At 40.6% G+C, this 12,131-nt stretch carries 14 protein-coding genes; 10 read left to right on the forward strand and 4 right to left on the reverse strand.

The features are described from left to right. Positions 1–17: 17 nt before the first annotated feature. Positions 18–2,144, reverse strand: a complete 2,127-nt coding sequence (locus SD427_RS15410) for a helix-turn-helix domain-containing protein (RefSeq protein ID WP_320558682.1) — start codon at positions 2,142–2,144, stop codon at positions 18–20. A gap of 89 nt (positions 2,145–2,233) precedes the next feature. On the opposite strand from SD427_RS15410, the gene SD427_RS15415 reads away from it, so the two are divergent. After that, entirely contained in the window at positions 2,234–2,662 is a 429-nt protein-coding gene (locus SD427_RS15415; RefSeq protein ID WP_320558683.1) for a hypothetical protein, read from the forward strand. Positions 2,663–2,770: 108 nt separating this feature from the next. On the opposite strand, the gene SD427_RS15420 is transcribed toward SD427_RS15415, so the two are convergent. Further along, on the reverse strand, positions 2,771–3,307 hold the full coding sequence (locus SD427_RS15420; RefSeq protein WP_320558684.1) for a gamma carbonic anhydrase family protein: 537 nt from the start codon (positions 3,305–3,307) through the stop codon (positions 2,771–2,773). 152 nt (positions 3,308–3,459) lie between these two features. On the opposite strand from SD427_RS15420, the gene SD427_RS15425 reads away from it, so the two are divergent. The 5 genes from SD427_RS15425 to SD427_RS15445 all read left to right on the forward strand — a co-directional run bounded on the left by SD427_RS15425 (position 3,460) and on the right by SD427_RS15445 (position 6,558). Then, positions 3,460–4,338 carry a NifU family protein gene (locus SD427_RS15425; RefSeq protein WP_320558685.1) on the forward strand — a complete coding sequence of 293 codons (879 nt, stop codon included), beginning with the start codon at positions 3,460–3,462 and terminating at the stop codon, positions 4,336–4,338. A 25-nt stretch (positions 4,339–4,363) separates the two neighbouring features. Further along, entirely contained in the window at positions 4,364–4,801 is a 438-nt protein-coding gene (locus tag SD427_RS15430; RefSeq protein WP_320558686.1) for a hypothetical protein, read from the forward strand. A 3-nt stretch (positions 4,802–4,804) separates the two neighbouring features. Further along, positions 4,805–5,827, forward strand: coding sequence for a ferrochelatase (gene hemH, locus SD427_RS15435; protein ID WP_320558687.1), 1,023 nt, complete (start codon positions 4,805–4,807; stop codon positions 5,825–5,827). A 243-nt stretch (positions 5,828–6,070) separates the two neighbouring features. Next, positions 6,071–6,301: a hypothetical protein gene (locus SD427_RS15440; protein ID WP_320558688.1), complete on the forward strand. Its 231-nt coding sequence runs from the start codon at positions 6,071–6,073 to the stop codon at positions 6,299–6,301. 2 nt (positions 6,302–6,303) lie between these two features. Beyond that, positions 6,304–6,558, forward strand: coding sequence for a hypothetical protein (locus SD427_RS15445; RefSeq protein ID WP_320558689.1), 255 nt, complete (start codon positions 6,304–6,306; stop codon positions 6,556–6,558). Positions 6,559–6,644: 86 nt separating this feature from the next. On the opposite strand, the gene SD427_RS15450 is transcribed toward SD427_RS15445, so the two are convergent. Further along, positions 6,645–7,856, reverse strand: coding sequence for a type IX secretion system plug protein domain-containing protein (locus SD427_RS15450; protein WP_320558690.1), 1,212 nt, complete (start codon positions 7,854–7,856; stop codon positions 6,645–6,647). A 174-nt stretch (positions 7,857–8,030) separates the two neighbouring features. Between SD427_RS15450 and SD427_RS15455 the strand changes: the two genes are divergently transcribed. After that, entirely contained in the window at positions 8,031–8,669 is a 639-nt protein-coding gene (locus tag SD427_RS15455) for an MBL fold metallo-hydrolase (protein WP_320558691.1), read from the forward strand. Positions 8,670–8,823: 154 nt separating this feature from the next. After that, the gene (locus SD427_RS15460; RefSeq protein WP_320558692.1) at positions 8,824–9,117 is read left to right on the forward strand and encodes a DUF3892 domain-containing protein; all 294 of its coding nucleotides are present in this window, start codon (positions 8,824–8,826) and stop codon (positions 9,115–9,117) included. A 79-nt stretch (positions 9,118–9,196) separates the two neighbouring features. On the opposite strand, the gene SD427_RS15465 is transcribed toward SD427_RS15460, so the two are convergent. Then, a complete protein-coding gene (locus SD427_RS15465) occupies positions 9,197–9,751 on the reverse strand; it encodes a thioredoxin family protein (RefSeq protein ID WP_320558693.1) in 555 nt (184 codons plus the stop codon). Between the two features lie 154 nt (positions 9,752–9,905). Here SD427_RS15465 and SD427_RS15470 point away from each other — a divergent pair, with 154 nt between their 5' ends. Further along, positions 9,906–10,502 (forward strand): TetR/AcrR family transcriptional regulator, encoded by a 597-nt coding sequence (locus SD427_RS15470; protein ID WP_320558694.1) that lies wholly within the window; start codon positions 9,906–9,908, stop codon positions 10,500–10,502. A 310-nt stretch (positions 10,503–10,812) separates the two neighbouring features. Further along, positions 10,813–11,973, forward strand: a complete 1,161-nt coding sequence (locus tag SD427_RS15475) for an efflux RND transporter periplasmic adaptor subunit (RefSeq protein WP_320558695.1) — start codon at positions 10,813–10,815, stop codon at positions 11,971–11,973. Positions 11,974–12,131: the final 158 nt, after the last annotated feature.

Below are 12,131 nucleotides of genomic sequence, written 5' to 3' on the forward strand. Positions count from 1 at the left end.
TATTAAACCTTTTTCAACTATTTTACTTTCTCCTTCTGGTAATTAAAATGATTAATTAAAATCCGGATTTCATTAAACTCAAAATCATTGGGCAATGCATTTTTCCATTCGGTCAAGGTCTCTTTAGGATCCTTATGAAACAGTTCTTCAAAAGCTTTGATTTTATCCGAAGTAATAACTCGTGAAATGTCCAGTAAGCCCTGTTCTGCGAATTTTGCCAGATGGCCGATGACCGTTTCTTTTACGAGGCCTCTTTCCAGTGCAATTTCGGAAATGGTTTTCCCCTGCTCAAACAGCTGAAACGTAAGCACCTGGGACGGCACTTTTGCAATTTTCATGCTCACTTCCTTATCGTTTTTTTCCTCCAGAAGCCGGGTTTCCAGCAGATGAATTTCCTTCAGGCTGTTCAGGTATTCTTCAATATCTTCAAGCCATACCCGGAATTCCTCATTGTATTGCTTTAAGCCTTTGGTCCCTTTGATCTCTGCATAAAATTCCTTTAGCGGACCGAATACTTTATCCCTGACTTCGGTAAAAAAGAAATTAACGGCACCTTTGGATTTATTTTCAATATCAGACCATTCTTCCTTTTTCTCAATAAAAAGATTTACCTTTTGGGAAATGACCCTTTCCAGTTTTTCAAAGATTTTTCCGAGGTTTACAATCTCAGGTTTCAGCTGAACATACAACTGCTTTGTTTTTAGATGATCAATACTTTTTGTAGCAAGAGAAAGGCTGTTCCATTCTTCCACTTCTTTTAAAAGCCATTGGGAATCTACGGTACGAAGCACTTTCCTGATGCTGTAGTCGTATTTTTCCTGATTTAAAATAGATTCCACGTTATCATTGGCATGGGTTTCTCCCTGGAATTTTAAGATCCGGTTGTCTTTGAATATCACTTCAGGCGTTATTTTGGATTTTAAAACAATTCCTTCCAGAGTCCGGCAGCGTGACAGTGCTACATATACCTGGCCTGCCGTAAAGCTTTTTCCGGCATCAATAATTACCCGGTCGAATGTCAGACCCTGGCTTTTATGAATAGTGACAGCCCAGGCGAGCTTAATGGGAAACTGCTCAAAACTTCCGAGTACTTCCTCTTTGATATTTTTGTCCGTATCCAGGAAATATTTTTTCTGTTCCCAGACTTCCCGTTTGACCGTGATTTCCTTTTCGCTTCCGTCGAGGATTACCTTGATCTCATTTTCATCCAAAGCAGAAATTTCTCCCAGCTTTCCGTTAAAATATCTTTTTTCCCCTGAAATATCATTCCGGATAAACATAATCTGAGCCCCGGTTTTCAGGTCCAGGAACTGCTCGTTCGGAAACTGGTTTTCCCTGAACTCACCGAAAAGCTTGGCTTCATAGGTCTTAGCATTCACTTTAATCTGATCCAGCTTTTCCTGGTTGATATCGTCTGCCATCTTATTGTGAGAGCACAGATAAACATAGGGCTCATCCTTGGAATTAAAATCAGGATCGTATCTTTCATTTAAATGATCAAAATTAATATTGGCAATATCCCCGTCACGGATGGCATTCAATATTGCCAAAAAGTTTTCATCAGACTGCCGATAGACTTTTGTCAGCTCAATTGTAATCAATGGGATTTCCTTGATGGCATGGCTGTCAAAAAAGAACGGAGAGTTGTAATACATTCTTAGAATATGCTCGTCCCTCACCACCGGCGGCAGCTGGTACAGATCCCCGATAAAAAGCATCTGGACCCCTCCGAACCGCTGGTTGTTCCTCCGTATGAACCGCAGTGAAAAATCCATCATATCCAGAACGTCGGCCCGCAGCATCGAAACCTCATCAATGATCACCACTTCCACTTCACGGAGAAGCTTGAGCTTGTCTTTCCGGTATTTGAAATGCGGCATCAGGTCAGCGATGTTATTGGCCATGCTGGTGTCTATCCTTTCCGTAGTCGGCAGAAATGTACGCAGCGGCAGCCCAAACATGGAATGGATGGTAACGCCTCCCGCATTGATGGCGGCAATTCCTGTCGGGGCTACAACAATGTGTTTTTTCCTGGTCCGTTTTACAAAATCATTCAGGAATGTTGTTTTTCCCGTTCCTGCTTTTCCCGTCAAAAATATACTCCGGTTCGTGTGCTCTATTAAGTCAAAAAAATGATTGTTCATCGTCGTCAAAAATACGAAAATGAAATGTAAATTTTTGCCTTGGCATACGTTTTGAAAATACTTCTGCGTAATAAAAGAAAAAATACGATATGAAAATCCCTGTACTGGCCGTATGTCTGGCCCTTTTTACGGCTTCGTGCACTTCAACAAAAAATATGGACGCCCATCTTCCGAAAGATGTTTCAGAAAGGCCTCTTGACGAAAACAGCCAGAAATATGAGCAGGCGCAGCTGGACCAGATGAAAAGTTCAATTCAGTCTGAAATTTCAAAAGAGAAATGCAACGACGCCAATGAATGGACTTTTGCCCCGATGGGAGCCAAAGCCTGCGGCGGGCCTCAGCTCTATATTGCCTATCCTAAAAAAATGGAAACAGCCATTCTTGCCAGAATCAATGATTACACGGAAAAAGTAAAAGCTTTCAACCAGAAATACGGACTTGTTTCTGACTGTATGATGATTGTGCCTCCCACTTCTGTCAAATGTGTTAACGGAAAGGCAGAACTGGTAAATTCTTAATGCAATATGAATTGATTCATCTGATTTTCATGATATAAAAATACCGCTTCGTCATAACTTGATGAAGCGGTATTTTTGAATTTGGCCGGTAATGGGCAAATTAATATTTTAACCTTCAACATGTTTTACATGTTCTTTATACCATGAAGAATATTTTACATAATTATCGGCAATCCTGTTCACTTCCCCTTCAAGCAGCTGCGCATTGATATCCTTAAGCTTTCTTGCCGGCACGCCGCCCCAGACTTCCCCGGATTTGATGTGCGTACCCTGGGTTACCACCGAACCGGCTCCTACAATGGAGTTTTCCTCCACCAGGCAGTCGTCCATCACGATGGCTCCCATCCCGATCAGAACATTATCATGGATGGTGCATCCATGGACAATCGCGTTATGGCCGATCGATACATTATTCCCGATATTCAGCGGGTGTTTCTGATACGTACAGTGCAGCATGGCATTATCCTGGACATTAACCTTATTCCCCATTTTAATATAATGCACGTCCCCTCTTATGACCGCATTGTACCAGATGCTGCAGTCTCTTCCCATTGTGACATCCCCAATTACAGTTGCCGTTTCAGCCAAAAATGTATTTTCCCCGATCTGCGGTGCTTTCCCTAAAAGTTCTTTTATCAGTGCCATAATTCTTGATTTGATGATTTCAAATGAGCCGTTAAAAAAATTAAATTCTGCTTCACCGTTTTTAAATGATACCGATAGCAAAAATCTAACTTCGATCTTCGGACTCCTAATTTCTAATTGCGTATTTTTGTAACTCAAATTTAAAGAAAAAAATGCGTACGATACTTATAGAGCCAACCGAAAACCCGAAAGTGATGAAATTTGTCGCGGATTACAATTTAATCCCGGGATCTTTGGAGCTGGACAGAAATTCAGACATTTCAGAAATCCCTATGGCACAGGAGCTTTTCAATTATCCTTTTGTGGAAAGAGTTTTCATTACGGCTAATTTTGTAGCGGTTGCCAAACAGGACACGATAGAATGGGAACATGTGGCAGACAGCCTAAAAAACGTGATTGAAGACGAATTGCTGGCCAACCCCAGGATTTACCTTCAGAAGAAAAAAGAAATGTATGAGATCTACTCGGAAATGACCCCGAACCCGAATGTAATGAAGTTTGTTTCCAATAAACTGCTTCTTGAAGGTTTTGTGGAAGTAAAATCAAGAGAGCAGGCAGACGGCGTTCCTTTGGCTCAGGCTATTTTCAAAGAGTTTGATTTCGTGAAGGAAGTATTTATTTCCGATAATTTTGTAGCGGTAACGAAAGACCCGTCTGTAGAATGGCATCAGGTCATGATGACCGTTCGTGCACTGATTGCAGACTATCTGCAGAACGGAGGCGAAATTTCCACCGTTGAATCCCAGAAGCACGAAAACCCGGTAGAAAAAATCATCAACAGGGACTATACGGATGACGAGCAGAAGATTTCCGATATTTTAAATGAATACGTTGCCCCCGCTGTGGAAAATGACGGCGGAAAGATTTCTCTGATGGAATATGACCAGGAGAGCAAAACTGCCAGGATGCTTCTTCAGGGAGCCTGTTCAGGATGCCCGAGCTCAACCGCCACCCTTAAAAACGGGATTGAAAATATTTTAAAACAATTCGTTCCTGACCTGGTAGAAAGAGTGGAAGCCGTTAACGGATAATATAATATCAGCAACATTTCAATTAATGAAAACAGTTCTTCTTTTATTATTGGGTTTAAGCCTGTTTTCCTGTAAAAAGGAACCTCAGCTGAATGATGTGATCCATGATGACCTTGCTGAAATGGGTGTTGCAAAGGACAGCCTTAAGAAAATGGATGCGGTGCTGGAAAAACTAAACCGGAAAAACACTGCTTTCCTCGATTATTATTTTCATAACTATTATGAACTGGATAAAGAAATCCATGATGAGATCAGGAAAATGAAAGGAGAACAGTTCATTTATGATGCTGATGACGAATATCAAAAACTATTCACAAAACTAGCCATTGAAAAAGGTGACCGGTACAGAAAATCTTTGGGCATGACCGAAAAGGATAAACAATTGGCGCTTGAACTCTATATTCTGCGCTTAAAGAAAAAATACGGTCCCACTATTGATGAAAGAGTAAGAAATCTTAATTAAATTATGAAGGGAATCCTATTAGTAAACCTGGGGTCGCCAAGATCTACAGCCGTTAATGATGTAAAAGAATATCTGGATGAATTTCTGATGGATGAAAAGGTCATCGATTACCGGTGGATTTTCCGTGCGCTTCTGGTACGCGGAATTATCCTGAACACAAGGCCCGCAAAATCTGCTGCCGCTTACCGGACGGTCTGGACTGATGAAGGTTCTCCCCTGATTGTGATCACAGAAAAAATTCAGAAAAAGCTGCAGAAACGGGTAGATGTTCCTGTAGAAATAGGAATGCGGTATGCACAGCCCAGTATAGAAGCCGGAATCCGGAAGCTTGTTGATCAGGGCGTTACAGAAATCGTACTCTTCCCGCTGTATCCGCAATATGCGATGAGTACCACGGAAACCGTTATTGAAAAAGCGGAAGAAGTGAGAAAAGAAAAATTCCCGGAGGTAAAAATCAATTACATACAGCCTTTCTATAACCGTGAGATCTATATTAATTGTCTTGCGGAAAGCATCAGGGAAAAACTGCCGGAACATTTTGATGCCCTGCAGTTCTCTTATCACGGAGTTCCGGAGCGGCATATTTATAAAACCGACCCTACCAAAACCTGTAATTTAAATGACTGCTGTACACGGGACGAAAACCCGAGCCACCAGTTTTGCTATCGCCACCAGTGTTTCAAAACCACTGAAACGGTGATTGAAAAGCTTAATTTACCTAAAGAAAAGGTGATCGTTTCTTTTCAGTCGAGACTGGGAAAAGACAAATGGATCGAGCCTTATACGGATGAAACCTTTGAAACCATTCCTAAAAAAGGAATTAAAAACCTCGCAGTGGTCTGCCCGGCCTTCGTTTCCGACTGCCTGGAAACCCTGGAAGAGATTTCTGTTGAAGGAAAACACCAGTTTACGCACGCAGGAGGAGAAAATTTCCATTACATTCCTTGTCTGAATGATGAAGACCGGTGGATTGAAGTGGTGAAGACCCTCTGTGAGGAAAAACTCAATGAGTTTTATCTGGTTTAAAATATACATGGCCTTCGTTTTACGAAGGTCTTTTTTTCGTCAACAAATTTATTTTCCGGCTGTGAGATATCTTTACATTTTAATTAAAAATCAATTCCACCCCCCTCAATTATACCAATTAAAAACTCAAATAATCAATAAATTTAAACACCACCCCTATTAATTTTAAAATAAATTCATAAATATTTATATTTTTCATATCTTTACCCCATCAAACAGCCCCAGTAACTTTAAAATTTTAAAATGATGAATGCAACAGCCGAACTTTTAAAAACCAAGATTGAGAATTTCAGTCCGGAAACCCTGGAAGCATTTGCCAGAATAGTAGAAAGCTTTGAGGAAACAAGCCAGCCGGCAATTCCTCAGTTCCAGCTGGATGAGATTTTATACAGGATTCAGTTTCATCACGAAAACCCGATGACAAAACTGGATTTTTACGATAACATTTCCGAGCTTCAAAAGAGCTGTGCCTAACGATGAAGATTCTTCTTTCTTCCATTGCAAAAAATGACATCAGGCTGCTGATGCGGGTCTTTAATGCTGAACATGAGAAAAAAGGAATTAATTTCCTGGAAGATTTAAAAAGATCGATCGGTGAGATTATGCTGCATACCGGAACCCATAGATTAAAAGAACTGACCGTAAAACCCATGGGAGCTTTTCCGGTGAATATTCACTATATCTTTGAAGACGAAGAACACCTGCTGGTGACGGCGGTTTTTAAAGCCTGAATTCATAAGAACTTCCAGACTATTTTATATTGAAACCTTGCAGAACACTTTTCTGTAAGGTTTTTGCTTGAATACAGGTGCTAAAATTATCTTACCGGTGTCCTCAGTTCCCCGTATCCCATAAGCCCGTCATAGTTCCTTCCGAAAGGCGCATAATACAGAAATGCCTGATAGAGGTTTTCCGTCTGCCAGAAATTTCCGTTTACCTCGCCGAAGTTAAGGCTGCCGTCAGGATTTTTTGTGGCTAAAATATAGTTATAAAAGCCCTGCTTTAAGTAGATTTTCGCTACATACTTTTTTGTTTCCGCATCATACTGCATCTGGTTTTCCTTGCCAGGCTTAAAATTATTAAATCCTCCCAGCACATAGATTTCCTTTTCGGCAGGATCGGAATCCAGCGAGAAATACACCCACGAATAATCAGCTTCCCTTTCCGCATCCCTTTCCCTGCCCAGGTCATTCCTCCTGTAATACCAGGCTCCGTTTACGTCCGGCTGATACTGGTAATTCAGCGGGAAAGCCCAGACCGGGTGAAGATAGGTGTTGTTAATGCCTTCTTTTACTTCTGTAGCACGCACCATATCGGCCGCCATATTCATGTTCTTATTATCGAAATAATAAAATTCGTTATTGCCGGGAAAAACAAGGGACATCTGCTGGAAAAGCAGCTGGTTCCCCATTGTTGTGCTTGCTTTTAGGTTATTCACCGTGACATTGGGGTTGTTGTTCTGCATTACGTTCAGGGTCATAGAATTGACATTGGATGACAGATCCCCTCCTTTTGAAACAGCCTTCACTTCTACCCGCTGGTTTGCATCCGGTTTTCTGGCATCGGCAAATCTTGAAGCCCCGACAGCCAGCGTTGCCGCATCTTCCACCAGGTAAAACCTTCGTTTAAACAACGGTTTATCTGCCGAGTCTTTATACACGATGATTTCAAAATTCCCTGAAATCTTAGGCTGTATTTTTTCGTTCGGAAAGGTCAGCTTATAATGGGTATACGCCTGCAGCGTATTGAAGGAATACTGAAATTTATCCAGTAAGGCGTTCATGCTTCCGTTGGCAATTTCCGTAAAGAAAAGGTTGTCGTCTTCCCAGTTTCTGTTATAATGCTTGATGGTATACCGGTAAATCTCACTGGAATTGGTGAGGTCGTCAAAGCTCAGTACCAGCTGCTGATTAAAATTAATAACCGGAGTCTCGTCATTCGTCTGTGGATTGAACAGCTGGATGCTCTGGATGTTCTGCCCGAAAGCCAGTCCGCTTAAAGAAAGTAAAAGTATTCGCAAGGTTTTCATTATGACGAAGATAACGAAAAATCAATTTTAAACCATAAAAATAGAGATAAGTTTCCGGAGCTTAATCTTTCCATTTGTATAGTTAATCAAAATATTTAAGCTAAAAATAAGAACGGACGGTATGAACATAATTTTTTGTCGTTAAATTTGCTTTCATAAAAAATTATCCAGAATATGCTTCATATACAGACTTTCGTATTCAATTTTGCAAGCGAAAACACCTACGTCCTTTATAGTGATAATAAAAAGGCATGGCTTATTGATCCGGGAAACGCGAACGACCAGGAAACACAGTCAATTAAAAATTTCATTGCAGAAAAGGACCTGCACATTGAAAAAATCCTTCTCACCCATGCGCACATTGACCATGTTTTAGGTTTACAATGGGCTTCCGATACGTATAAGGTCCCGGTTGTTATGCACCGGGATGACAAAGAAGTCCTGGATATGTTCCAGATCAGCGGCATGAGGTTCGGGATGACGCTTGACCACATTACTGCGGACATCGAATATATCAGCGAAGGCGATGAAATACGGCTTGACGGAGAACGGTTCAAAATCTACCATGTCCCGGGACATTCTCCGGGCAGTGTAGTGTACCATAATGAAAACCGCAAATTCATGATTTCAGGTGATGTCCTGTTTGAAGGCAGCATCGGAAGAACCGATCTTTATAAAGGAAATTACGAACAGCTCATAGAAGGAATTAAAACCAAACTGTTCATCCTGGATGAAGAGACCCGTGTATTTTCAGGGCACGGAAATCCTACGAGCATCGGGTTTGAGAAACAGTACAATCCTTTTTTTAAATAAGTAGAGTTTAAACCTTTATAAGGATTAAACATAACTCTTAGTGTCTGCTTACTAATTTAATAATTTATCTATTTGTGGTAAACCGTAAGGATAGTCAGTTAGTATATTTTATTTTCGTAACAATATTTTACAAACAATTTAAAATTACAAAATTATGGCAATTAAAATTAAATGTATTAACAAAGACAACGGTTACCACGAAAATCCAAACTTAGCAATTACACATTTAGGCTGGATAAATGAACAGACTAATGAATCAGGAAAAAATACCCGATTAGAAATATACGATTGGATAAAGAATGAGCAAGGTGAAGCCTACGTTAAAGATGTTTATGGAAATAAGGCAAAAGTTATTATTGCAGAAACTTATAATGGTACTAAATACTTAAAGACTGAGGCAGACAATTCAACAAGAAACAACCTATTGTCACTTCCTGAATGTAAATAAATTATTATTCACGCATCACTTCATTAAAAAGCAGAAGCCATCATGAAAATGACGGCTTCTGTTTTTTATCACTTAAGGCTTATTTCCATTTGATATTGCATCCCATGCTTGGTCTCTGGATTTCTTCCTGCGGCTCGCCCAGCAGCAGGTTTTCAAAAGCAATGATCAGGTCTTCGCCGGTTACGTCTTTATGATTCCCCGGTCTGGAATCATCCATCTGACCTCTGTAAATCAGGTCCAGTTTTTCATCGAAGAAAAAGAAATCCGGGGTACAGGCCGCATCGTAAGCTTTGGCAATGGCCTGGCTTTCGTCATACAGATACGGAAAATCAAAATTCCTTTCAATCTGGAACTCGATCATTTTCTCCGGAGCATCTGCAGGATATTTTTCCACATCGTTAGCATTGATGGCGATAAATTCAATCCCTCTTTCATTATAATCTTCATACAGCTCGTTCAATTTATCAATCACGTGCAGTACAAACGGGCAATGGTTGCACATAAAGATCACCAAAGTCCCTTTCTCTCCTTTCAGGTCACCCAGTGATTGGATTTCATTGCTTTTTGACGGGTTGGGAAGTTCAAAAAACGGCGCTTTTGTACCTAAACCGATCATGTTTGAGGGCGTATTCATAACTTTTTTATTTAGGTACAAAGATAGAAATTTCTTTTATTAATAGCCGGTGTGAGATTTTATAAACTTCCATTAAATGTTAAATATTAAAATAGGTTTGCAAGTTATGGTTAAAAGTTTGTAGTTTTGCTAACACTGTTAGTTAAACAATATCATGGGCCTACACGAACGCCGTCAACGAGAAAAAGAATCCATCCGTGCCAATATTCTGGACGCGGCATTTTCTCTGGCTAAAACGGAAGGCTGGGCTTCCCTTTCAATCCGGAAGATTGCCGATGCTATTGAGTACAGTGCTCCCGTGGTATATGATTATTTTGAGAACAAGGAAGCCATCCTGTTTGAAATTTCACTGAACGGTTTCCACCAGCTGCACATTGAACTGCTGAAAGCCCAGAAAAAACATGAAAGCCCGGAAGACCAGCTTGTGGCTATTGTAGATGCTTACTGGAAGTTTGCCTTTAACAATAAAGAATATTATCAGCTGATGTTCGGTTTGGGGATGCAGTGCAGCGGGAAAGGGATGATGAAAGAAGAATTCTCATCTTTTCAGGATATGCTGTATGACTGTACCTATGAAATTATTAAAAAGAAAGGTTCAAACCCGGATAATGCATGCCACTCTTCCCATGCGCTGTTTTCCGCTGTGCATGGCCTGATATCCATTATGATGATGCGCAATGATGACATTCCTTCAACCATGAACAAGACCACGCTGGATGAGACCGTTTCTGCTTTCATTAAATCTTTATAATTTTTTTTTGAACAAAAAATTAACACCGTTAGGAAATATAACACTCAATTAACTAATCCGTTATATTAATAAAAGCCTTTATAATTTATTATTAACACCGTTAGAAAAGTTAACGTATCAACAATATCATATTCAGTATCCTAAATTAAAATTAATTCTCCAACATTATGAAAACAACAATCTGACAGCATTTGCATCCCACTCTTTTACCATACAATTAACACTGTTAGTAAAATTAACGGAACATTAATTAAAAACATCATTATCTGATTTAACACATTACTTACTTCATTAAAAACTTGAACTTACAATGAAAATATCCGGAAAAATAAGGTTTATCGTACTGATTTCCAGTATAATCCTTTTACAGAACTGCACTAAGGCCGCAGAAGGCGCAAATATGGCGCCGCCTATCCCTGAGCTTCCTGTTTACACCGTCATTACGTCTCCCGCTACAACATATCAGGAATTCCCTACTGCCTTGGAAGGGAAAAACAATGTGGAAATAAGATCCCAGGTAGATGGCTACCTGGACCGGATCTATGTGGAAGAAGGGGCTTACGTAAGAGCCGGCCAGCCTTTATTCAAAATAGATTCCAGGGCATACGGCGAGCAGATGAACATGGCACAAGCGAATTTACAGGTGGCCAATGCCAACATCCAGAAAGCAAAGGTTGAGGTCGACAGGCTGCAGCCCCTGGTTGCTGCAAAAGTAGTCTCTGACGTACAGCTGAGAACGGCAAAAGCCAATTACGCAGCCGCAGTTGCCGCCGCTTCACAGGCAAAAGCCTCGGTTGGCGGAGCAAGAATCAATGTAGGATTTACGACCATTACTGCACCGGTAAGCGGATATATCGGAAGAATCCCCTACAAGAAAGGAAGCCTGATTTCACGAACAGACCCAAATCCACTTACTTTACTTTCAGACATCAGTGAAATTTATGCTTACTTTTCTTTAAGCGAACTTGATTTTATTGCTTTCCAGAACAAATACCAGGGTGCTACTTTAGAAGAAAAACTGAAAGATATGCCGATGGTGGAACTGGTGATCGCAGACAACAGTGTCTATCCGCAAAAGGGCAAAATGACCATTGTTGACGGGCAATTTGACAAAACAACAGGAGCCATCAGTGTCCGTGCGGTTTTCCCTAATGCCAACGGAACATTGAGAACAGGAAACACGGGGCGCGTACGCATGCCTCAGCTTTTCTCCAATGCCCTTGTGGTTCCACAGGAATCTACGTTTGAAATTCAGGATAAGACTTACGTTTACGTGGTCGGAAAAGATCACAAGGTAAGCAGCAGGCCTGTCAAAACTTCAGGGAAAACCGAAAACTATTACTTTATTTCCGAAGGTTTACAGCCGGGAGAAAAAATCGTGTATGTAGGGTTGGGCAGCCTAAAAGACGGTGCTTCCATCAAAGCAAAACCTATTTCCTCTGACAGCCTCCTGAGAGCGAAGCCGCTGTAACTGTTTAAACTTAAATCCATTAATTACAAAACTTTCAAACACTTTAACCGGATCGGATTATCAATATTCTTCCTACTGAGAATTTAAGTACACCTGACGACCATTTCAAACCGAAGGAAACTAAGTGTTTACAATTAAGCTAAAAGTTTAAGCAACAT

Source organism: Chryseobacterium sp. JJR-5R, from assembly GCF_034047335.1.
Classification (GTDB): domain Bacteria; phylum Bacteroidota; class Bacteroidia; order Flavobacteriales; family Weeksellaceae; genus Chryseobacterium.